The sequence below is a fragment of the Mesorhizobium sp. M7A.F.Ca.US.007.01.2.1 genome (assembly GCF_003998165.1).
Taxonomy (GTDB): domain Bacteria; phylum Pseudomonadota; class Alphaproteobacteria; order Rhizobiales; family Rhizobiaceae; genus Mesorhizobium; species Mesorhizobium ciceri.
In genome coordinates this window covers 1-20,956 of the sequence record NZ_RZQP01000104.1, presented here as the reverse complement: position 1 = coordinate 20,956, position 20,956 = coordinate 1, and the positions used below count along the sequence as shown (strand labels likewise).

The 20,956-nt window shown below is 63.9% G+C and carries 20 protein-coding genes and 1 pseudogene; 12 read left to right on the top strand and 9 right to left on the bottom strand.

The window, feature by feature from the left end:
• Window positions 1–1,452, top strand: a 1,452-nt coding sequence (gene xylB, locus EN949_RS19310; protein ID WP_127371753.1) for a xylulokinase, incomplete at its 5' end; no start/stop codon positions are given.
• 32 nt (window positions 1,453–1,484) lie between these two features.
• On the opposite strand, the gene EN949_RS19305 is transcribed toward xylB, so the two are convergent.
• The gene (locus tag EN949_RS19305) at window positions 1,485–1,847 is read right to left on the bottom strand and encodes a nuclear transport factor 2 family protein (protein ID WP_063169801.1); all 363 of its coding nucleotides are present in this window, start codon (window positions 1,845–1,847) and stop codon (window positions 1,485–1,487) included.
• A gap of 112 nt (window positions 1,848–1,959) precedes the next feature.
• Between EN949_RS19305 and xylA the strand changes: the two genes are divergently transcribed.
• From xylA to EN949_RS19290, 3 genes are all read left to right on the top strand, one after another.
• Window positions 1,960–3,285: a xylose isomerase gene (gene xylA, locus EN949_RS19300; RefSeq protein ID WP_027161006.1), complete on the top strand. Its 1,326-nt coding sequence runs from the start codon at window positions 1,960–1,962 to the stop codon at window positions 3,283–3,285.
• 236 nt (window positions 3,286–3,521) lie between these two features.
• Window positions 3,522–3,998, top strand: a complete 477-nt coding sequence (locus tag EN949_RS19295; protein WP_013528290.1) for an N-acetyltransferase — start codon at window positions 3,522–3,524, stop codon at window positions 3,996–3,998.
• Between the two features lie 260 nt (window positions 3,999–4,258).
• A complete protein-coding gene (locus tag EN949_RS19290; protein WP_013528291.1) occupies window positions 4,259–4,468 on the top strand; it encodes a hypothetical protein in 210 nt (69 codons plus the stop codon).
• An 11-nt stretch (window positions 4,469–4,479) separates the two neighbouring features.
• Here the strand turns inward: EN949_RS19290 and EN949_RS19285 are convergent, their stop codons facing one another.
• Window positions 4,480–5,460 (bottom strand): GlxA family transcriptional regulator, encoded by a 981-nt coding sequence (locus EN949_RS19285; RefSeq protein WP_127370911.1) that lies wholly within the window; start codon window positions 5,458–5,460, stop codon window positions 4,480–4,482.
• A gap of 77 nt (window positions 5,461–5,537) precedes the next feature.
• On the opposite strand from EN949_RS19285, the gene EN949_RS19280 reads away from it, so the two are divergent.
• The 7 genes from EN949_RS19280 (at window position 5,538) to EN949_RS19245 (ending at window position 13,388) form a co-directional block, all read left to right on the top strand.
• The gene (locus EN949_RS19280) at window positions 5,538–6,455 is read left to right on the top strand and encodes a 3-keto-5-aminohexanoate cleavage protein (protein ID WP_013528293.1); all 918 of its coding nucleotides are present in this window, start codon (window positions 5,538–5,540) and stop codon (window positions 6,453–6,455) included.
• Between the two features lie 22 nt (window positions 6,456–6,477).
• Complete coding sequence (locus tag EN949_RS19275; RefSeq protein WP_013528294.1) at window positions 6,478–7,107, top strand: HD domain-containing protein; 630 nt, start codon at window positions 6,478–6,480, stop codon at window positions 7,105–7,107.
• Window positions 7,104–8,207 carry a carnitine 3-dehydrogenase gene (locus tag EN949_RS19270; protein WP_127365549.1) on the top strand — a complete coding sequence of 368 codons (1,104 nt, stop codon included), beginning with the start codon at window positions 7,104–7,106 and terminating at the stop codon, window positions 8,205–8,207. Before EN949_RS19275 ends, EN949_RS19270 begins: the two co-directional genes overlap by 4 nt.
• Window positions 8,208–8,211: 4 nt before the next feature.
• A complete protein-coding gene (locus tag EN949_RS19265) occupies window positions 8,212–9,375 on the top strand; it encodes an acyl-CoA dehydrogenase (RefSeq protein ID WP_127365550.1) in 1,164 nt (387 codons plus the stop codon).
• 3 nt (window positions 9,376–9,378) lie between these two features.
• Complete coding sequence (locus EN949_RS19260; protein ID WP_013528297.1) at window positions 9,379–11,457, top strand: acetate--CoA ligase family protein; 2,079 nt, start codon at window positions 9,379–9,381, stop codon at window positions 11,455–11,457.
• Window positions 11,450–12,232 carry a carnitinyl-CoA dehydratase gene (locus EN949_RS19255; protein WP_013528298.1) on the top strand — a complete coding sequence of 261 codons (783 nt, stop codon included), beginning with the start codon at window positions 11,450–11,452 and terminating at the stop codon, window positions 12,230–12,232. The genes EN949_RS19260 and EN949_RS19255 overlap by 8 nt, the downstream gene beginning before the upstream one ends.
• Before the next feature lie 217 nt (window positions 12,233–12,449).
• On the top strand, window positions 12,450–13,388 hold the full coding sequence (locus tag EN949_RS19245; RefSeq protein WP_127365551.1) for an alpha/beta hydrolase: 939 nt from the start codon (window positions 12,450–12,452) through the stop codon (window positions 13,386–13,388).
• A gap of 35 nt (window positions 13,389–13,423) precedes the next feature.
• On the opposite strand, the gene EN949_RS19240 is transcribed toward EN949_RS19245, so the two are convergent.
• The 5 genes from EN949_RS19240 to EN949_RS19220 form a co-directional block, all read right to left on the bottom strand.
• The gene (locus tag EN949_RS19240) at window positions 13,424–15,082 is read right to left on the bottom strand and encodes an FAD-binding dehydrogenase (protein WP_127365552.1); all 1,659 of its coding nucleotides are present in this window, start codon (window positions 15,080–15,082) and stop codon (window positions 13,424–13,426) included.
• A 41-nt stretch (window positions 15,083–15,123) separates the two neighbouring features.
• A complete protein-coding gene (locus EN949_RS19235) occupies window positions 15,124–16,110 on the bottom strand; it encodes a Gfo/Idh/MocA family oxidoreductase (RefSeq protein ID WP_127370910.1) in 987 nt (328 codons plus the stop codon).
• A gap of 68 nt (window positions 16,111–16,178) precedes the next feature.
• On the bottom strand, window positions 16,179–16,754 hold the full coding sequence (locus tag EN949_RS19230; protein ID WP_013528302.1) for a YceI family protein: 576 nt from the start codon (window positions 16,752–16,754) through the stop codon (window positions 16,179–16,181).
• Window positions 16,755–16,823: 69 nt separating this feature from the next.
• Window positions 16,824–17,396 carry a cytochrome b gene (locus EN949_RS19225; protein WP_127365554.1) on the bottom strand — a complete coding sequence of 191 codons (573 nt, stop codon included), beginning with the start codon at window positions 17,394–17,396 and terminating at the stop codon, window positions 16,824–16,826.
• A 346-nt stretch (window positions 17,397–17,742) separates the two neighbouring features.
• Entirely contained in the window at window positions 17,743–18,633 is an 891-nt protein-coding gene (locus EN949_RS19220) for a LysR family transcriptional regulator (protein WP_064992868.1), read from the bottom strand.
• Window positions 18,634–18,729: 96 nt separating this feature from the next.
• Between EN949_RS19220 and EN949_RS19215 the strand changes: the two genes are divergently transcribed.
• On the top strand, window positions 18,730–19,725 hold the full coding sequence (locus EN949_RS19215; protein WP_027161015.1) for an aldo/keto reductase: 996 nt from the start codon (window positions 18,730–18,732) through the stop codon (window positions 19,723–19,725).
• Between the two features lie 110 nt (window positions 19,726–19,835).
• On the opposite strand, the gene EN949_RS19210 is transcribed toward EN949_RS19215, so the two are convergent.
• A complete protein-coding gene (locus EN949_RS19210; protein WP_013528306.1) occupies window positions 19,836–20,438 on the bottom strand; it encodes a nucleotidyltransferase family protein in 603 nt (200 codons plus the stop codon).
• Between the two features lie 40 nt (window positions 20,439–20,478).
• A pseudogene (locus tag EN949_RS19205) lies at window positions 20,479–20,956 on the bottom strand (phenylalanine--tRNA ligase subunit beta); the annotation flags it as partial.

Genomic DNA, 20,956 nt, shown 5'->3' with positions numbered 1-20,956 from the left:
TATCTGGGCCTCGATCTCGGGACGTCGGGCGTCAAGGCGCTGCTGATCGATGCCGGGCAAACCGTCATCGGTTCCGGCCATGGTTCGCTTGATGTTTCACGGCCGCACCCCGGCTGGTCGGAACAGAATCCCGAGCACTGGATCCGGGCCTGCGAAGACGCAATCGCCGAGCTCAAATCCTCCCATCCGCATGAACTCGCGGCAGTCAAGGGCATTGGCCTGTCCGGCCAGATGCATGGCGCCACGCTGCTTGACGCCGCCGACAAGGTGCTGCGCCCCTGCATCCTGTGGAACGACACGCGCAGCCATGCCGAGGCCGCCGTCCTCGATGCCGATCCGCGTTTCCGCGCCCTGACCGGCAACATCGTCTTTCCCGGTTTCACCGCGCCGAAACTGGCCTGGATGAAGAACAACGAGCCCGCTGTCTTCGCCAAGGTCGCAAAAGTGCTGCTGCCCAAGGATTTCCTGCGGCTCTGGCTTTCGGGCGAGCACATTTCGGAAATGTCGGATTCTGCCGGCACGTCCTGGCTCGATGTCGGCAAGCGGCGCTGGAGTGCGGATTTGCTCGCGGCGACATCGCTCGATGAAAAGCAGATGCCGTCGCTGGTCGAGGGTACGCAGAAGGCAGGCGCGTTGCGCAGCGAATTGGCATCGAAGTGGGGCGTCCAGGCCGGCATTCCGATCGCCGGTGGCGCCGGCGACAACGCGGCCTCGGCTTGCGGCATGGGCACGGTTGGCGCCGGCCACGCTTTTGTTTCGCTCGGCACGTCGGGTGTGCTGTTTGCCGCCAACGCTTCCTACCTGCCCAACCCGGCTAGCGCGGTTCACACCTTCTGCCACGCGCTTCCGAACACCTGGCACCAGATGGGGGTCATCCTGTCGGCAACCGATTCGCTCAACTGGCTGTCGGAAATCACCGGGAAGAGCGCCGGCGAGTTGACCACTGAGCTCGGCGACACATTGAAGGCGCCGAGCGGCGTGTCCTTCCTGCCATACCTCTCGGGTGAGCGCACGCCCTACAATGATTCCGCCATTCGCGGCGCGTTCACCGGGCTGGCGCATCAATCGAGCCGTGCCGTGCTGACCCAGGCCGTGCTGGAGGGTGTAGCCTTTGCCTTCCGCGACAGCCTCGAAGCGCTGGCCACGGCCGGCACAGCCTTGACGCGGGTGACGGCGATCGGCGGCGGTTCGCGCTCACGCTACTGGTTGAAGGCGATTGCCACCGCGCTTCAACTGCCTGTCGACATTCCTGCCGACGGCGACTTCGGCGCCGCCTTTGGTGCCGCGCGGCTCGGCCTGATCGCGGCGACGGGTGCCGATCCGCTCGAAATCTGTACGGCCCCGAGGACGGACGCAACTATCGAACCGGATGCGGCGCTCGGCGGCGCCTATGCCGATGCCTATCAGCGCTACCGGGCGCTTTATCCGGCAATCAGGGTCGCCACGGCGTGAGCGATCTTTCGCCCACGCCGCGGCTGTCCGGCTCACTGCGCCGGCACCTTGTCGAGAAAACCGGTGACGCTCTTGAGGCGGCCGTTCTCGATGATTCCGATGTCGGTACCTTCGATCACCGAAGGCGTCCCCTCAGGTCCGAGATTCCACGAGAAGCGGATCTTGTCGGCAAAACCGTCCGGCGTACCCTTCAGCGAGAACCGGAAACCGGCAAAGCGCTGCTGCACGCCGTCGATCAGAGCCGCGACGCCTTCATGGCCATCACCCTGCATGAGCGGATCGCGGTAGCTGACGTCTTCCGTGAAGGTCGCCTTGAGCAATTCGGCCCGGCGGCCGGCATCGCTTTCGTTCCAGGCGGTGATGTAGTTTTCAGCGATCTTGGTGAGGTCGGTCATGGTCTGTCTCCTTCGTTTGGTGGCTTTGACATGACCCTTTTCAACCAGCGCCGGCGTGAAACCAATTACGCCTGAGGTAATGGCGTCAGAACTTTGTGAGAGGACAGAAATCATGAGCAGTGGATTTTTCGGCGACATCCAGAAGATCAAATATGAAGGGCCGGATTCGACCAATCCGCTGGCCTATAGGTTCTACAATCCCGATGAGGTCGTCGCCGGCAAGCGGCTGGAAGATCATCTGCGCTTCGCCGTTGCCTACTGGCACTCCTTTGCCTGGCCGGGTGGCGATCCGTTCGGCGGCCAGACTTTCGACCGGCCGTGGTTTCCCAAGGCCGGCGGCGTCGACACGATGGAGCTGGCAAAACTGAAAGCAGACGTCGCCTTCGAGATGTTCTCGTTGCTCGGCGCGCCCTACTTCTGCTTCCACGACGCCGATGTACGGCCGGAAGGCAAGGATTTTTCCGAGAGTGCGGCGCGCCTCGATGAGATCGCCGACTACTTCGCGGGCAAGATGAAGCAGACCGGCGTCAAGCTGCTTTGGGGCACCGCCAATCTGTTCTCCAACCGCCGCTTCATGTCGGGCGCGGCCACCAATCCCGATCCGGATGTCTTTGCCTATGCGGCGGCGACGGTAAAAAGCTGTATCGACGTCACCAAGCGGTTGAAGGGCGAAAACTACGTGCTGTGGGGCGGGCGCGAAGGCTATGAGACCCTGCTCAACACCGACCTTGCGCGCGAGCAGGAACAGGCCGGCCGGTTCCTCAGCATGGTCGTCGACTACAAGCACAAGATCGGCTTCAAGGGCACGATCCTGATCGAGCCGAAGCCGCAGGAGCCAACCAAGCATCAGTACGATTACGATGTCGCCACGGTCTACGGCTTCCTCAAGCGCTTCGGGCTGGAGAAGGAGGTCAAGGTCAATATCGAGCAGGGCCACGCCATCCTGGCCGGCCATTCCTTCGAGCACGAACTGGCTCTGGCCAATGCGCTCGGCATTTTCGGTTCGATCGATATGAACCGCAACGACTACCAGTCGGGCTGGGACACCGACCAGTTCCCCAACAACGTGCCGGAAATGGCACTGGCCTACTACCAAGTCCTGCAGGCTGGCGGCTTCAAGACCGGCGGCACCAATTTCGACGCCAAGCTGCGCCGCCAGTCGCTCGATCCGCAGGACCTGCTGATCGGCCATATCGGCGGCATGGACTCTTGCGCTCGCGGCCTGAAAGCCGCGGCGCGCATGGTCGAGGACAAGGCACTGTCGGCGCCGCTGGCCGAACGCTATGCCGGCTGGAACACGGCCGAGGGCAAGGCGATGCTTGCCGGCAAGCGCACGCTTGAGGATATCGCCGAGCGTGTCGTCAAGAAGAAGATCGAGCCGCAGCCGAGGTCCGGCCGCCAGGAACTGCTGGAAAACATCGTCAACCGCTACGTGTAGGGCGAGCGCCGCTTCATCTTTGGACCGACATCCGGCGCCACTGGCTGAAAGCCGCCGCCATCGCCATCTGCTAGTCAGCCCACTTCGCGACAAGCTGCCGAGGATCGCACAGATCTTCGGCAGCCTGCGTGGGACCAGGACGCTACACGTGTCACCGAAAGAGGGCCCGTGCGGCGGCATGTCGTCGTCCCAAACCGCTGTGCACTTTGGGCGACATGCATTGGCAGGAGACGGAAATGGCAGAGGATCGAATCATCGTGCGCCCTGCGCAGGCGAGCGATATTCCGGCGCTGAAGCAGGTGCTGCAGGAAACCTTCGAAGGCACCTGGCTGCCGAACATCACCGAAGCAGCCGCGCAACGCTATGTCGAGACGGATATTGGCGGGCGCTATGTCGACCAGAGCTGGCCTGAATTCGCCGTTGCCGAGATCGATGGCGAGGTCGCCGGCTTGATCCATTGGCGCGCGGATTTCATCGAGGCCCTGCACGTGATGGCATCCCGTCAAGGCCAAGGTGTCGGCCGCAAGCTGCTTTCCCATGCCGAACAGGCGGTCAGTGCGGCCGGATTGGCGCAGGCGCGGCTGGAGACCGACACGTTCAACCTGCCCGCACAAGCACTCTACAAAGCGGTCGGCTATATCGAGAAAAGCCGCTATCCCGATGACGAATGGGACAGTGGCTTCACCACGGTGCTGTTCGAAAAGCGGCTTTGAGCAATTCCAGGAAAAGTGGGTAACGGTTTCCCCGGGAAAAGCGTACAGCGCTTTGCCTTGGGAATTGCGCAATCCAACAATAGATTTCTCCTTGACCTGACCTGCCTGGGCGCAGGAACAGCTTTGCGCATGGCCCGGTCCAGCGACATGGTTTTGCCCTTCGACGCCCTTCAATGACCTCGCTCTTGCCTTCAAACTGCCGTCACGAATCTCGTATAAGAGTGGCTCGTGGCGGGAGAGGAAGAAGGAGGCGAACCGATATGCAGAACGAACGTGAAATCGACGCCCTGCTCTCACCTGGCGAGGCTGGATCGATCATCGACCGGCTGATGGCAATGCCGCATCCGAAGGACGGCACGCGCCGCTCGAACGAATGGGATCGCGCTGTGGCCAGCCGTTTCGAGACCCATCTTGCCAAGCAAATGCGCTCGCAGATCGACGGCGGCAGCGACCGTCAGAACGCTGCCTGATTCTATCATAGTCAGCCCCGGCGCAGCCTGACCGGCGCTTCGCCGAAAGCCCTTGAAAACGCTCTTGAAAACGCCGCGGCGGATGAGAATCCGGTCCGCCCGGCAATATCGGCCATGGCGATCCTTGTATCGACCACCAGCCGGCGCGCGGCGCCCAGGCGCAGCCTGAGATAATAGGCGCCCGGTGTCTCGCCGATCGATTTGCGAAAGATGCTCTCCAGCGTCCGTGCCGTCACGCCGGCGCGCTTGGCCACCGCTTCAATGGTCAGCGGCTGGTCGACATGCGCTTCCATCAGCCGGATCGCTTGCGCCAGCCGCGGATCGTAGCCATCGAGCCGGCCGAGCGAGACCAGCGGCTGTGCGTCGGTGGCGGCGCGCGCCTGGTCGTAGATGAAGACGCTGGCGACATCGAGCGCGACGGCCATGCCGAGCCTCGTGCGGATGAGATGCAGCATCAGGTCGAAGGTCGGCGACGCGCCGCCCGAGGTGAACACCGGCCCGTCGATGACATAACGGTCCGGACGCACGTCGACGCCGGGAAAGGCCGAGGAAAAATCCTCCATGTCTTCCCAGTGGGTGGTGGCGCTGCGTCCTTCCAGCAGGCCGGCGCGCGCCACCAGCCAGGTGCCGGCTTCGACACCGCCGCAAGCGCGTGCTGTCCGTGCGGCCCGGCGCAGGCCGGACAACAGAGCCGAGGTTGCATAGTTCTGGGTGCCGAAGCCGGCGACGACGACAAGAACGTCGGTCGACTCGCCCGCATCGAAGCGGCCGCCGACCGCCACCGGCAGGCCGCAAGTGGTGACTGGAGCCTCGCCGGTCACCGAGACCAGCTTGAAATCGAACAGGGTCTCGCCGGAGATGCGGTTGGCCGCGCGCAGTGGATCGACGGCGGATGCGACGCACATGATCGACGAACCGGAAAATACCAGCAGCGTCACCCTAAGCGGCAAGCGCTCGGCGCGAAAGATCGTTGGTTTTTCGCTTTTCGTCATGGAAGCTTCGTAAAACGCAAAACAGTTTCCGGCAAGTCGGGCATTGTTGAGGTCTATTTCTTTCGGAGGAGAGTTCCATGCCGCTTGCGATGAACCGTGAGGTCTTCATTACCTGTGCCGTGACCGGGTCCGGCGGATCGCAGGACCGCAGCCCGCATGTGCCGCGCTCGCCCAAGCAGATCGCGGATTCCGCCATCGATGCGGCCAAGGCGGGCGCCGCCATCGTGCATTGCCATGTGCGCGATCCCGAGACCGGTAGGCCGAGGCGCGACGTGCATCTCTACCGCGAAGTGACCGAGCGCATCCGCGCGGCAGAAGTCGACGTCATCCTGAACCTGACCGCCGGCATGGGCGGCGACATGGTGTTCGGATCGCCGGAAGCGCCGCTGCCGCTCAACGAAAAAGGCACCGACATGGGCGGTGCCACCAACCGCATGGAACATGTGCGCCAATGCCTGCCGGAAATCTGCACACTCGACTGCGGCACCATGAATTTCGCCGAGGCCGACTATGTCATGACCAACACGCCCGGCATGCTGCGCGCCATGGGCGGCATGATGACGGCGCTCGGCGTCAAGCCGGAGATCGAGGCTTTCGACACCGGCCATCTGTGGTTCGCCAAGCAGTTGGTCGAGGAAAAGGTGCTCAACCCGGATGCGCTGGTGCAGCTTTGCATGGGCGTGCCGTGGGGTGCGCCTGACGACCTCAACACCTTCATGGCCATGGTCAACAATGTGCCGTCGACCTGGAACTGGTCGGCCTTCGCCATCGGCCGCAACCAGATGGCTTATGCCGCGGCGGCGGTGCTGGCCGGCGGCAATGTCCGCGTCGGGCTGGAGGACAATCTGTGGCTCGACAAGGGCGTGCTGGCCACCAATGCTCAGCTGGTCGAGCGCGCCGCCAGCATCGTCACCAATCTCGGCGCCAGAATCCTTGGACCGGAAGAGGTACGGCAGAAGCTCAACCTCACCAAGCGGGCGCCGATCGCGGCATAAATTATTCGTCGGGAGGGTCGGCATGACTACCGTAAAATTCACCGCGATGAAGGATGGCGACCGGGACGACTACGAGTTCCTGACCGCGCATGAAATCGACTATGCGGCCAGGACCGGCGAGCGGCTGCTCGACGCGCTGGTGCAGCTCGACGCGGGTCTTTCCGGCTACAAGATCACCCGGCTCGGCCATTCGCTGCAGGCAGCGACACGTGCCTGGCGCGACGGCGCAGACACCGACTGGATCGCTTGCGCGCTGCTGCACGACATCGGCGACATCTATGCGCCTTACAATCACGACGAATATGCCGCTTCGATCCTGAAACCTTTCGTGCGCGAGCAGTGCACTTGGGTGGTGGAAAAGCATGGCGACTTCCAGCGGCTCTATTATGCCCATCATCTCGGCGGCAACCGCCACGCCCGCGACCGCTTTGCCGGCCATGCTTATTTCGACGATTGCGACCAGTTTTGCGAACGCTGGGACCAGTCCAGCTTCGACCCCGACTATGACACGCTGTCGATGGAATTCTTCCGGCCCTTCGTGCTCGAAGTCTTTGCCCGCAAGGCCTACGATCCCTCGGTGATCCGAGCCGGCGAGCGCGTACCCCTCATCGATCCCGCAACCGCCGCGACAAGAACCGGAGCTTCAGCATGAGCATCATCAACAAGGCAGCCGCCATCGGCGGCGGCGTCATCGGCGCCGGCTGGGTGGCGCGCCTGCTGCTCAACGGCATCGACGTGTCGATCTTCGATCCCGATCCCGAGGCGTCGCGCAAGGTCGGCGAAGTGATGAAGGGCGCGCGCCGCGCCTATAAGCAGATGGTGCCCGGCGGGCTGCCGAAAGAGGGCAAGCTGACCTTCGCCAGGACCATCGCCGAAGCGGTCGCCGATGCCGATTTCATCCAGGAGAGCGTGCCGGAGCGGCTCGACCTGAAACACCGCGTGCTGGCCGAGATCGACGCTCACGCGCCGGCCAACGCGATTGTCGGCTCCTCGACTTCCGGCATCAAGCCGACCGACATGCAGGTGGCGATGAAGAAGCATCCGGAGCGGCTGGTCGTCGGCCATCCGTTCAATCCGGTCTATCTCCTGCCGCTGGTGGAGATCGTCGGTGGCGAGCAGACCTTCCCCGAGGCGATCGAGGTCGCCAAGGAGATGTATGCCTCGATCGGCATGAAGCCTGTCGTCATCCGCAAGGAGATCGAGGCCTTCGTCGGCGACCGCCTGCTCGAAGCGGCATGGCGCGAGGCACTTTGGCTGATCAAGGACGGCATCTGCACGGTCGAGGAACTCGACGACATCATGCGCTATGGCTTCGGCCTGCGCTGGGCGCAGATGGGCATGTTCCAGGTCTATCGCGTCGCCGGCGGCGAGGCCGGCATGCGCCACTTCATGGCGCAGTTCGGGCCGTGCCTGAAATGGCCATGGACCAAGCTGATGGACGTGCCTGAGTTCAACGACGAACTGGTCGACCTGATCGCCACGCAGTCGGACGAACAGGCGCATGGGCTGTCGATCCGCGAGCTGGAAAAGATCCGCGACGACAATCTGGTCGCCATCATGGATGCGCTGTCGAAACAGAACAAAGGCAAGGGCTGGGGCGCCGGCGCGCTGCACAAGGACTATACCAGGCAGCTGGCCAAGCTGGCGGCGAAGAAGCCCATGGCCTCCAAGGCGGCCGAGAAGGCCAAAGCCTTGAAACCGGTCAAGAAAGCCGAAAAGCCGAAGAAAAAGACCGGCAAGAAGAAAGGCTGAGAGCATGGATTTCGGGCTGTCGGAGGAACAGAAGCTCATCGTCGAGACGACGCGCGCGTTCGTCGAGAACGAGCTTTACCCGCATGAGCGCGAGGTCGAGCGCACCGGCGTGCTGCGCCGCGACCTGATCGAAGAGATCAAGGTAAAGGCGATCGAGGCCGGGCTCTATGCCGCCAACATGCCGGCCGATGTCGGCGGAGCGGGCCTCGATACGGTGACCTGGCTGCTCTACGAGAAGGAACTCGGCCGCGCCAATTACGCGCTGCACTGGACCTGCGTGGCGCGCCCCTCCAACATCCTCCTGGCCGGCACGCCCGAGCAGCGCGAGAAATATCTGTTCCCCTGCATCCGTGGTGAGAAATGGGACTGCCTGGCCATGACCGAGCCGGGCGCCGGCTCCGATTTGCGTGGCATGAAGGCAACCGCCGTGCAGGACGGTGACGACTGGGTGCTGAACGGCACCAAGCATTTTATCTCCCACGCCGACCTCGCCGACTTTGCCATCGTTTTCATGGCCTCAGGCGAAGAGGATTCGCCGCGCGGCAAACGCAAGAAGATCACCGCCTTCTTCGTCGATAAGGGCACCAAAGGCTTCACCGTCCGTGCCGGTTACCGCAACGTCTCGCATCGCGGCTACACCAACGCCATCCTCGAATTCGACGATTGCCGGCTACCCGGAGCCCAAGTGTTGGGCGAAGTCCACAAGGGGTTCGATGTCGCCAATTCCTGGCTAGGCGCCACCCGGCTGCAGGTCGGCGCCACCTGCCTCGGCCGCGCCGAGCGTGCGCTTGGCCATGCCGTCGAATACGCCGCGCAGCGCCAGCAGTTCGGCCAGCAGATCGGCAAGTTCCAGGGCGTGTCGTTCAAACTCGCCGACATGGCGACCGAACTGAAGGCCGCCGACCTGATGGTGTTCGAAGCCGGCTGGAAGTACGATCAGGGCACCGTCACCGACCAGGACATGGCCATGGCCAAGCTGAAAGCCACCGAAATGCTCGCATACGTCGCCGATGAAGCGATCCAGATCCATGGCGGCATGGGGCTGATGGACGATCTGCCGCTGGAGCGCATCTGGCGCGACGCGCGCGTCGAGCGCATCTGGGAAGGCACATCCGAGATCCAGCGCCACATCATTTCAAGGGCGCTGCTGCGCCCGTTCGGGGCATAACATATGCATAAACTGGAGCGTCTCCTGCGGCCTAAATCGATCGCCGTCTTCGGCGGCGCGCAGGCCGCAGCCGTCGTCGCGCAATCGATCAAGATGGGTTTTGCCGGCGAGATCTGGCCGGTGCATCCGACCAAGGACGAGGTTGCCGGTCGCAAGGCCTATCGTTCGGTGGCTGACCTGCCCGGCGCGCCGGATGCTGCCTTTGTCGGCGTCAACCGGCATTTGACCATCGAGGTGATCAAGGCGCTGGCCGAACGCGGCGCCGGCGGCGCCGTCTGCTTTGCCGCCGGCTTCCTCGAAACCGAGGCCTATGACGATGATGGCGAGCGGCTGCAGGCCGAGCTGGTCGCGGCGGCCGGCCAGATGCCGATCATCGGGCCGAATTGCTACGGCCTGATCAATTATGCCGACGGCGCGCTGCTGTGGCCCGACCAGCATGGCGGCATAAGACTGGCCGAAGGCGGCAAGGGCGTCGCCATCATCACCCAGTCCTCCAACATCGCCATCAACATGACCATGCAGAAGCGCGGCCTGCCGATCGCCTTCCTGATGACCGCCGGCAACCAGGCGCAGACCGGCCTGTCCGAAATGGCGCTCGGCCTGATCGAGGATGAGCGGGTCACGTCGCTCGGCCTGCACATCGAAGCCTTCGATTCGGTAGCCGGCTTCGAACGGCTGGCGGCACGAGCCCGCGAGCTGAAGAAGCCGATCATCGCCATGAAGGTCGGCCGTTCCGAACAGGCCAGGCAAGCGACCGTCTCGCATACCGCGTCGCTCGCCGGCTCGGACGCGGCCTCGGGTGCGTTCCTGCGGCGGCTCGGCATTGCGCGTGTCGATTCGATCCCCGCCTTCATCGAGGCGCTGAAGCTGCTGCACATCACCGGACCTTTGCCCGGCTATAGGCTGTCGTCGATGAGCTGCTCCGGCGGCGAGGCCTCCGTCATGGCCGACAGCGCCGAAGGCCGCTGGGTCAATTTCCCTGTGCTGACCGACAGCCACCGCGCCCATGTCAAATCGACGCTCGGGCCGCTGGTCGCGGTCGCCAATCCCTTGGACTATCACACCTTCATCTGGAACAACGAGCCGGCGATGACCGCCACCTTCACCGCCATGGTGTCGGGCGGTTTCGACCTCAACATGCTGGTGCTCGATTTTCCGCGACCCGACCGCTGCTCGGTCACCGACTGGTGGGCGACGTTGCGCGCTTTCGAATCGGCGCTCAAGACCAACAAGGCGCATGGTGCGATCGTCTCCTCGCTGCCGGAGAACCTGCCGGAGGAATACACCGCCGAACTGATGGCGCGCGGCATGGTGCCGTTGTTCGGCATTTCGGAAGCGATGGATGCAGCCGGCGCAGCAGCCTTCATCGGCTGGGCTTGGGCTGAACCGCAGGCGCAGCCGATCGACACGTCGGCCTCCGGCGCCTCTGGCGGGGACCACGTCACGCCCGACGAAGCCGAGGCGAAGTCACGGCTGATCAAAGCCGGCCTGCCGGTGCCGAAGGGCGAGCGCGCAGCCAATGCCGTCGAGGCGGTGATTTCGTCCATGGCGCTCGGCTTTCCCGTCGCGTTGAAGGCGCTCGGCGTCACCCACAAATCCGAAGTTGGCGCTGTCAGGCTCAATCTCAGGGATGCCGAATCCGTCAGCACCGCAGCGCATGACCTGTTGCCGCTCGGCACCGGGCTCTATGTCGAGCGCATGGTGCGCGACGGTGTTGCCGAACTCATCGTCGGCTTCACCCGCGATCCGATGTTCGGCGCGGTGATGACGCTCGGCACTGGTGGCGTGCTGGTCGAGCTGTTGCGCGACAGCGTCACGCTGATGCTGCCGGCGACCCGCGACGATATCGAGGCGGCGCTGCGCGGCCTGAAACTGTTCCCGCTGCTCGAAGGCTATCGCGGCCGGCCGAAGGCCGATGTCGCGGCTGCCATCGATGCTATCTCTGGCATTGCCGCCTTCGTGCAGCAGAATGCCGGGGAGATCGAGGAACTCGACATCAACCCGCTGATCGTCTGTGCAGAGGGCAAGGGCGCCTGGATCGCCGACGCGCTGCTGGTGCTGGGAGAGAACAAGAATGTCTGACGTCATTTCGACCCGCCGCGAGGGCACCATCCTCGAAGTCACCCTCGACCGGCCCAAGGCCAACGCCATCGACCTGAAGACCTCGCGGCTGATGGGCGAGACCTTCAAGGCGTTCCGAGACGATCCGGAATTGCGCGTCGCCATCGTCAAGACCGCTGGCGACAAGTTCTTCTGCGCGGGCTGGGACCTCAAAGCAGCTGCCGGCGGCGATGCGGTCGACGGCGACTATGGCGTCGGCGGCTTTGCCGGCCTGCAGGAGCTGCGCGACCTCAACAAGCCGATCATCGCGTGCGTCAACGGCATGGCGGTCGGCGGCGGCTTCGAGCTGGCGCTGTCCTGCGACCTCATCTACGCCTCCGATCATTCCTCCTTCGCGCTGCCCGAGATCCGAGCCGGCACGCTGGCCGACGCGGCGACGATCAAGCTGCCGAAGCGCATCCCCTACCATGTCGCCATGGACCTTCTGCTCACCGGCCGCTGGATGGATGTCGCTGAAGCGCATCGCTGGGGCTTGGTCAACGAAGTGCTGCCCAAGGAAAAGCTGGAAGATCGCGTCTGGGAGATCGCCCGGCTGCTCGCAGGCGGCCCACCGCTGGTGTTTGCCGCGATCAAGGAGACGGCGCGCGTGGCCGAGGCGCTGACCTTCCAGGACGCCATGAACAAGGTGACCCGCCGGCAATTGCCGACGGTCGATGCGCTCTATGGCTCCGAGGACAATATGGAGGGTTTTCGTGCTTTTGCGGAGAAGCGTGAGCCGGTGTGGAAGGGGAAGTAAGGATTGTTGCCGAAATGACGGCGCTTACCCCCCTCTGTCCTGCCGGACATCTCCCCCTCAAGGGAGGAGATTGGCAGCTTCGATCTCTGCACTCTTCTTGCGACGCAGAAGGTTGGCGAAAGCCTTCGCGACATCCGATCTCCCCCCTTGAGGGGGAGATGTCCGGCAGGACAGAGGGGGGCGCCCAGGCTCAGCCTTGGCCGCCTCTCCAGCACCCATGACCGACTACATCAAGCTCATCGACGCCGAGACCTGGGCCTTCATCGAGCGCACCAATTCCTATTACCCGCCCGATACGATCGACTACACGATCGCGCAGCAGCGCGAGATTTACGACCGCATGTGCCGGGAATTCTTTGCCGGCTACCCCGAGGGCATCGCTGTCGAAACCTCCGCCATTGCAACGCCGACGCACGATATCCCGATCCGTATCTACCGAAGCCCACTTCAGGCAGGCGTGACGGTGCTCTATGTCCATGGCGGTGGCTTCATCCTTGGTGGGCTGGACAGCCATGACGATGTTTGCGCGGAGCTGTGCTCGCGCACAGGCTATGAGGTGGTCTCCGTAGATTACCGGCTCGCGCCGGAACATTTGCATCCAGCCGCCTTCGACGATGCCATGAGCGCCTTCGAATGGGCCGCCGCCAATCGGGATCATCCTATCGTGCTCTGCGGCGACAGCGCCGGCGGCAATCTCTGCGCCGCCGTCAGTCACGCCACGCGCGGCCATTCGAAAAGGCCGGTCGGCCAGGTGCTGATCTATCCCGGCCTCGGCGGAAACCGCTCGAAAGGCTCCTATGTCAAGCACGCCGAAGCGCCGATGCTGACCGTGCGCGATCTCGAATTCTACAAGCACATTCGCACTGGAGGGCAAGACCGTAGCGGCGATGCGACGCTGGGCCCGCTTGCCGACACCGATTTCTCCAACTTGCCGCCGACAGTGCTGATCACCGCCGAATGCGACCCGCTGTCATCGGATGGCGAGACCTATCGCGACCTGATCATCACGGCAGGTGGCCACGCGACGTGGTTCGAGGAGCCGGGATTGGTGCACGGCTATCTCAGAGCCCGGCACACGGTTGGCCGCGCCCGCACCAGCTTCACCCGGATCGTCGGTGCGGTGACCGCGCTTGGACAGGGCGGCTGGCGCTGGTGATCGCGGCCAAACTCTGAGGACCAAGTGGCGCCCCATCACGCCACCGAGGCAGCCGCTGCCCGGCCGGCGCTGCGGCCGGAAAAGATGCAGCCGCCGAGGAAGGTGCCTTCGAGCGCCGCATAGCCATGCACGCCGCCGCCGCCGAAACCGGCGGCTTCGCCGACGGCATAGAGCCCGGCGACCGGCTGCCCATCTGCCCCCAGCACGCGGCTGTCGAGATCGGTCTGCAGGCCGCCCAGCGTCTTGCGGGTCAGGATGTTGAGCCGCACCGCGATCAGCGGGCCATTTGCCGGATCGAGCATCTTGTGCGGCTTGGCCGTGCGGATCAGCCGGTCGCCGAGATAGGCGCGCGCGCCGCGCAGAGCGGTGATCTGCATATCCTTGGAGAACGGGTTGTCGAGCTGCCTATCGCGGGCGTGGATCTCGCGCTCGACTTGAGCCACCTCAAGCAGCGCCTCGCCGCCGGCCAGCGCGTTCATGCGCGCGACCAGCGCCGGCAAATCGGCCTCGACGATGAAGTCCTCGCCCTTTTCCATGAACGCCTTGACGGGGCCCGGAATGCCCGATGTGGCGCGGCCGAGCACCTGGCGCCAGCTCTTGCCGGTCAGATCGGGGTTCTGCTCGGAGCCCGACAGCGCGAACTCCTTCTGGATGATCTTCTTGGTCAGGATGAACCAGGAATAGTCGAAGCCGGTGCTCATGATGTGGGAGAGCGTGCCCAGAGTGTCGAAGCCGGGATAGAGCGGCACCGGCAGGCGCTTGCCGCGCGCATCGAGCCACAGCGATGATGGGCCGGGCAGGATGCGTATCGCATGGTCGGTCCAGATCGGCGCCCAGTTCTTGATGCCCTCGACATAGTGCCACATGCGGTCGCGGTTGATGATCGAACCGCCGGCCTGTTCCGTGATCGCCAGCATGCGGCCGTCGACGTGATCGGGCACGCCGGTGATCATGCGCTTGGGCGCCGCGCCCAGCCGCTGCGGCCAGTTTTCCCGCACAAGCTGATGGTTGGCGCCGATGCCGCCGGAAGCGACGATCACGGCTTGCGCGCGAAGCTCGAAATCTCCTGATATTTCGCGCGAACTCTTGTGGCCGCGCTCGGCGGTACTCGGTTGCAGGATGTCGCCGCGCACCCCGTCGACAGTCGCACCCGTGCGGGTCAATTCATCGACCCGATGGCGGAATTTGAAACTGATCAGTCCGCGCTTCTGCGCCTCGCGCACGCGCTGTACGAAGGGGTCGAGAACGCCGGGGCCCGTGCCCCAGGTGATGTGGAAGCGCGGCACCGAATTGCCGTGGCCGATGGCATTGCCGCCGCCTCGCTCGGCCCAGCCGACCACGGGAAAGAATTTCAGGCCGCGCTGTATCAGCCAGGAGCGTTTTTCGCCGGCGGCAAAGCCGACATAGGCTTCCGCCCATTTGCGCGGCCAGAAATCCTCGGGCCGATCGAAAGCCGCGGTGCCGAGCCAGTCTTCCAGCGCCAGGTCATGCGAATCGCGGATGCGCATGCGCCGCTGCTCGGGCGAATCGACGAGGAAAAGGCCGCCGAACGACCAGAATGCCTGGCCGCCGAGCGACTGCTCCGGCTCCTGGTCGACGATGATGATTTTCTTGCCGGCCTCGGCGAGCTCGGCGGCGGCAACCAGCCCTGCAAGGCCGGCGCCGACAATGATCACGTCCGCATCGTCAGCCATTTTTCCTCCCAGAATTAGCCGGCTATTTCAATGCAAGGAATTCAGACGGTCTCCCAGCCTTCTTTGCCGCCGGCGCGGAAGATGGCGTCGATGACTTTCTGGTTGAGCACCGATTCCTCCAGCGTGAAGACGCGCTCCTTGCCGCCCTGTGCCGCGCGCGCGAAGGTCTCGACCTCCAGCCGGTACTGCTGCGTGCCGGGAAAGCGGAAAACCTGCGCCTCGGTGTGGTTCTGGTTGTGCAGTTCGACGCGGTGGTGGTCGTAGAGCCCGGCATTGAAAGGCGAGAACAACTCGATGAAACCCTTCTCGCCGTGGAACACCATCACCTGGCGCGCCGCCATCTGCGTCGACAGATAGAACGACAGCTCGAAGTCACCGAAATCGGCACGGATCGAGGAGTAGATGTCGGTGCCGAATGTCTTGTCGCGCTCGATCGTCGCCTGCACGCGCAGCGGCTCCTTGCCGGTGGAAAAGCGCGTCGACACGGTCGGGTAAACGCCGATGTCGGGCAGCGCGCCGCCGCCGAGGTCGAGCTGGTTGCGCATGTTGCTGGGGTCGACGTTGTAGTAGGAGAACGCGCCCTGCACATGGCGCAGCCGGCCGATGGCGCCGCTGGCGATGAGCTCGCGCACCTTGATCCATTGCGGGTGGTAGATGACCATGAAGGCTTCGCAGACCAGCACCTTTTTCTGGTCGCGCAGCTTGATCAGCGGCAGGATGTCCTTGGCGTCGAGCGCCAGCGGCTTTTCGACCAGCACATGCTTGCCGGCTTCGATGGCCTTGGCCGCCCACTCGACATGCTGCGAGGTCGGCAGCGGGATGTAGACGCCGTCGACCTCGTTGGAGGCAAGCAGTTCCTCATAGGAGCCGAAGGCATGCCGCGCACCGAAGCGATCGGCCAGCGCCTTGGCCTTCGACAGATCGCGGCTGGCGATCGCCGACAGCACGCTATTCTCCGCCTCGACCATCGCCGGCAACAAATGCTCGCGGCCGATCTTGGCCGTCGACAACACACCCCATCGGAACATCAGGCTTCTCCATCACGATTACAGGCGACGAGGTTTGCCCGAAATCGCCGGAAAAGCCAATGACGAGGTCAGCCCCTTTTGCCGGTCAGCGTCATGTCGAAGTCGACGATGTTGGAATAGATCGGCGTGCCGACATCCATGCCGTAGCGCGACCTCAGCACCTTGCCGGTGACATGGAATTTGATCATGCCGGCCTTGAGACCGCCGAGCTCGGCCGTGAATTTTTCCGGGAACGTCTTGCCGCGCGCCGTCAGCCGGCCGCTGACGAGAGCCGTGGTGTCGCTGGTTCGGGTCACGCTGGTAGAGCGGAACTGGATTTCCGGGCTGTTGGCGGCATCAAACACCGCGTCGGAGCGCAGGAAGGCATCGATACGGCCCTGGCCGGTGCCGACGCTTTCGGGAAAAATGGTGAAATTGACAGCTGAGCGCCCGACATCGCTGTTGTCGATGCGGATCGAGCCCTTGAAGCGGGCGAAGGTGCCATTGAGGCCGCCGCCGCCGACCTTGCCGATGGAGAAGCGGATGCTGGAACTGGCCGGGCTGATCGAATAGCTGCCGGCGGCGTCACCCAGCGCGACGGCCGCAGAAACAGGCATGGCAAGGCAAGCGGCGACCGCCGCAAATCCGAGGATGCGCGTGTACATGGGGATGTTCCTTGTTGGAGGCAGCGCATTTCTTGCGCCCTCACTCCATGAACGAATGAACCGCTCGCTCTATTCCGAATCTGACGAAGGCGTGACCATGCGCGTGAGCACGCCATCCCTGAGCTGGAAATGATGCCGCAGCGCCGCCGCGACGTGGAGAGCCACAAGCGTCATGCCGGCATAGGCGAGATACCAATGTGCAGCCGCCCAGAAGCTCTCGGCACCATCCGATTCGGCCAGCGGCAGGTTCGGCATGACGAACAGGTTGAACGGCAGGCTGGGGATCTCCAGCATCGAGACCGACACCAGCGCCCAGCCGGACAAGGGCAAGGCAAGCTGAAACGCGTAGAGCGCAAGATGGGCCAACGGTGCTGCCCGACGCTCCAGGGTTCCGACCGAGCGCGGCAGCGCCGGCGTTGCATTGCCAAGACGCCAGGCGATGCGCAGCAACACAAGCCCGAGCAGCAGGAAGCCGAAAGATTTGTGCAGTTGGATCAGCTCGAAGGCGGTGCGCTGGCTGGTCAGCCGCACCATGACGAAGCCGAGCCCGAACTGGCCGATGAAAATGAGCGCAATCAGCCAGTGGAGAAGGATCGCGCCCCAGCCATAGCGGGTGGGGCTGTTGGTGATCGATGTTTGCATGGGGAGTGAACGAATGTTGGTTCGGCTTTCTTCCAGCGCGCTTCACCCTCCCCCTTGTGGGGAGGGTCGCGCAGCAAATGCCGCGAAGCGGATTTTGCGAAGCGGGGTGGGGGTCTCGTAGGGCGCTACCCACCCCTTCCCTCAGCCGACCTATCGGGGCGAGCCGCCGATCTCGCCCGTCCTTCGGACTCCCATCAGGGCCCTCCGGAGGGAGACGAAAGGCGCGAGTTCGCCGAGCCTGGCTCCCTTCCTCTCCCTCCGGAGGGGGAGAGGAAGGCGCGAGCTTATCACAGCCGGTGCCCTTCCTCTCCCTCCGGAGGGCCACAAGGGGAGGGGCGAGCCCGCTCTATCCACTCACCTTGAAGAAATCGACAAACGCCCGGAGCGCCGGGCGCATTTGCCGGCGGCTCGGATAATAGACGAAGAAGCCGTCGAAGGAGGGGCACCAGTCCTCCAGCACACGGATCAGCCTGCCGTCGGCGAGCGGCGCGCGGACATAATCCTCAAAGACGAAGGCGAGCCCAGCGCCGTCGACCGCCGCCTGGGCGATCAAGTGGTCCTCGTCGAGGATCAGCGGTCCCTCCACCGCCATCTCGATCGCCTCGCGGCCTTTCTCGAACTCCCAGCGGTAGAGGATGCCGCTGGAGAAGCGGAAGCGGATGCAGCGGTGGTCAGCCAGGTCGCGCGGGTGACGCGGCTTGGGGTTGACCTCGAAATAGACCGGGGCGCCGACCACCGCGCCGCGAAGGTCCGGCCCGATGCGCACCGCGATCATGTCGCGCTGCAGGCTCTCGCCTAGCCTGACGCCAGCATCGAAGCCCCCTTCCACCACGTCGGTGAAACGGTCCTCGATGACGATCTCCAGCACGATATCGGGATAGGTCGACGCAAAGGCGCCCAACCGTGGCGTCAGCGCCAAATGGGCTGCGGTGCGCGGCACGGTCAGGCGCAGATTGCCGGCCGGCCGGTCGCGCGTCTCGATTGCCGTCTCCAGCGCCAGATCGATCTCCGACAGCGCCGGTCGCAGCCGTTCCAGCAACTGCGCACCTTCTTCGGTCGGCGCGACGCTGCGTGTGCTGCGCGCCAGCAGCCGAACGCCAAGCCGCGCCTCTAGGCTGGACACCGCATGGCTGACCGCCGAAGGCGCGATGGCCAATTCCCTGGCCGCGCCGCGAAAGCTGCCGCATTGGGCAACGGTTGCCAGCACGGCCAGTTGGGAAAGATGCGCGCGATTCATTGATCTATCTTTTAGAACAGCCCGTGCAAATGAGAGCCGATTATCGAACACAAGGCAAGGCGCTATTTCTGCCGCATCGCAACAAGGAGACGCATTATGCAAACCCGCAAGCTAGGAACTGAATTGAACGTATATCCCGTCGGCCTCGGCTGCATGGGCATGAGCTTCGCCTATGGCGGCCAGGCGGAAGCCGACGCAATCGCCACGCTGCACCGCGCCATCGATATCGGCGTCAATTTCTTCGACACGGCGGAGGTCTATGGCCCGTTCGAGAACGAGATCCTGCTCGGCAAGGCGCTGAAGTCCGCGCGTGACAAGGTGACGATCGCGACAAAATTCGGCTTCAGGATTTTGGAGGAAGGTACAGGCCTCGACCGCATGGCCGGCGTCGACAGCCGCCCCGAGCACGTCAAGGCGGTCGCCGAGGCGTCGCTGAAGCGGCTGGGCACGGATGTGATCGACCTCTACTACCAGCACCGTGTCGACCCCAACGTGCCGATCGAGGACACGGTCGGTGCCATGGCCGAGTTGGTGCGCGAGGGCAAGGTGCGCGCGCTCGGCCTGTCGGAGGCGAGTGCGGCGACCATCCGCCGGGCCCATGCCGTGCATCCAATTGCTGCCGTGCAGAGCGAATATTCGCTGTGGAGCCGCGACCCGGAAGACGAGGTGTTCGCCGTCTGCCGCGAACTCGGCATCGGTTTTGTTCCCTACAGCCCGCTCGGCCGTGGCCTGCTGACCGGCACGATCGCCAAGCCCGAGGCGCTGAGCGACGACGACTGGCGCCGGACCTTGCCGCGCTTCCAGGCCGAGGCGATGGAAGCCAACGCCGCTGTCATCGCGACGCTGGAAAAGCTGGCAGCTGAAAAGGGGGTAACTTCGGCCCAACTGGCGCTGGCCTGGGTGCTGCACCAGGGCGATTTCATCGTGCCGATCCCCGGCGCAAGAAGGATACGCCATCTGGAGCAGAATGCGGCGGCTGCCGGGATCGCGCTGAGCGCGGTCGAGGTGCAGGCGATTGGTGACGCGCTGTCGCCCGACAAGGTGGTCGGTAGGCGCTATGCGGAGAAGGAGCTGACGCTGGTGAATGGGTGAAAACTGGTGAGTAATCGGAAGGGGCGCCGCGCGCCCCTTTTTCGTACGCAGCGCGGTGCAGAAGGTGGGGACGCTGACATGAAGCGCCCCCCTCTGCCCTGCCGACATTTTTACCAAGGCTCGACACTAATCTCCGGCCAATTCTCCCTTGCACGCTTACCCTTCGCCTCATGCGTGCGCTGATTGTCCATCACCCGGTTCGGCGTGATGCGAAACGAGAAAATGTCGTCAAGACCAAACGGTGCCACGATCTCGAGCTGCCCGTCAGCGTCGTATCGAACCCCGACGGCGTGCGTCTTCGAGGCAAAATGGCTAACGGATTCGCTGGCGCTCAAATAGCGCGGGCACGGCCGTCCGAACTTCTGCGGATACCACAGATGCACCCGCGCCTGGTTGCGCACCTCGACCGGCAACGCCAGCCCCTCGAAATGCTTCTCCGCCCGGCGGATCACCGCGTCCTCGGCCTCATAGGACAGGTCGCTGTCATCGAAGTAGAAAAGATCAACATCCTTGATGCCGTAGCCCGACGGTTTGCCGGTCAGGTGGTTCCAGATGCTGTTGTAGAGAGCGCCGGATACCACCAGCCAGTCCGGCAGGTCGAGCGTGCGAGCCCGCGCCACCGCGTCGCATAACAGCGGGTCGGCAGACACGATGGCGAGAAACGCCGCGCGCTGTTCTTCAAGGGGAAGGCCGGAATACCGCAGATGGTCCATCGCCCTTTGGAGGGCGATTCGCCATCTGCTCGCAAGTTTTTTAGCCCCGCAGAACGCCCCCGGTCTGCTTGCCGACATTCTCGATGATGCGCTTGGCCAGTGCCTCGAAATCCTCGTCGGTGAGCGTCTTTTCGACCGGCTGGATCGACACTTCGATGGCAATCGATTTTTTGCCCTCGCCCAGCGAAGCGCCTTCGAAAATATCGAAGACCGAGACGGCGGTGATGAGCTTCTTGTCGGCGGCGAGCGCTGCGCGCACCAGCGTGCCGGCCTCGACCGACTTGTCGACGACGAAAGCGAAATCGCGCTTGACCGCCTGGAAGGGCGACAGTTCCAGTTTCGGCTTGGTTTTCGTCGGCTTGGCCTTCGGTTCAGGCACGGCATCGACGAAGACCTCGAAGCCGCACAGCGGGCCGGAAACATCGAGCCCTTCCAGCGTCTTCGGATGGAATTCACCGAAAGTTCCGAGCACGGTTTTCGGGCCGAGCTTGATCGTGCCGGAACGGCCGGGATGATAC

Coding starts and splice junctions, on each gene's coding strand:
- EN949_RS19305 (WP_063169801.1), bottom strand. CDS start 1,847: ATGACCGACCTCACCAAGATCGCTGAAAACTACATCACCGCCTGGAAC.
- xylA (WP_027161006.1), top strand. CDS start 1,960: ATGAGCAGTGGATTTTTCGGCGACATCCAGAAGATCAAATATGAAGGG.
- EN949_RS19295 (WP_013528290.1), top strand. CDS start 3,522: ATGGCAGAGGATCGAATCATCGTGCGCCCTGCGCAGGCGAGCGATATT.
- EN949_RS19290 (WP_013528291.1), top strand. CDS start 4,259: ATGCAGAACGAACGTGAAATCGACGCCCTGCTCTCACCTGGCGAGGCT.
- EN949_RS19285 (WP_127370911.1), bottom strand. CDS start 5,460: ATGACGAAAAGCGAAAAACCAACGATCTTTCGCGCCGAGCGCTTGCCG.
- EN949_RS19280 (WP_013528293.1), top strand. CDS start 5,538: ATGCCGCTTGCGATGAACCGTGAGGTCTTCATTACCTGTGCCGTGACC.
- EN949_RS19275 (WP_013528294.1), top strand. CDS start 6,478: ATGACTACCGTAAAATTCACCGCGATGAAGGATGGCGACCGGGACGAC.
- EN949_RS19270 (WP_127365549.1), top strand. CDS start 7,104: ATGAGCATCATCAACAAGGCAGCCGCCATCGGCGGCGGCGTCATCGGC.
- EN949_RS19265 (WP_127365550.1), top strand. CDS start 8,212: ATGGATTTCGGGCTGTCGGAGGAACAGAAGCTCATCGTCGAGACGACG.
- EN949_RS19260 (WP_013528297.1), top strand. CDS start 9,379: ATGCATAAACTGGAGCGTCTCCTGCGGCCTAAATCGATCGCCGTCTTC.
- EN949_RS19255 (WP_013528298.1), top strand. CDS start 11,450: ATGTCTGACGTCATTTCGACCCGCCGCGAGGGCACCATCCTCGAAGTC.
- EN949_RS19245 (WP_127365551.1), top strand. CDS start 12,450: ATGACCGACTACATCAAGCTCATCGACGCCGAGACCTGGGCCTTCATC.
- EN949_RS19240 (WP_127365552.1), bottom strand. CDS start 15,082: ATGGCTGACGATGCGGACGTGATCATTGTCGGCGCCGGCCTTGCAGGG.
- EN949_RS19235 (WP_127370910.1), bottom strand. CDS start 16,110: ATGTTCCGATGGGGTGTGTTGTCGACGGCCAAGATCGGCCGCGAGCAT.
- EN949_RS19230 (WP_013528302.1), bottom strand. CDS start 16,754: ATGTACACGCGCATCCTCGGATTTGCGGCGGTCGCCGCTTGCCTTGCC.
- EN949_RS19225 (WP_127365554.1), bottom strand. CDS start 17,396: ATGCAAACATCGATCACCAACAGCCCCACCCGCTATGGCTGGGGCGCG.
- EN949_RS19220 (WP_064992868.1), bottom strand. CDS start 18,633: ATGAATCGCGCGCATCTTTCCCAACTGGCCGTGCTGGCAACCGTTGCC.
- EN949_RS19215 (WP_027161015.1), top strand. CDS start 18,730: ATGCAAACCCGCAAGCTAGGAACTGAATTGAACGTATATCCCGTCGGC.
- EN949_RS19210 (WP_013528306.1), bottom strand. CDS start 20,438: ATGGACCATCTGCGGTATTCCGGCCTTCCCCTTGAAGAACAGCGCGCG.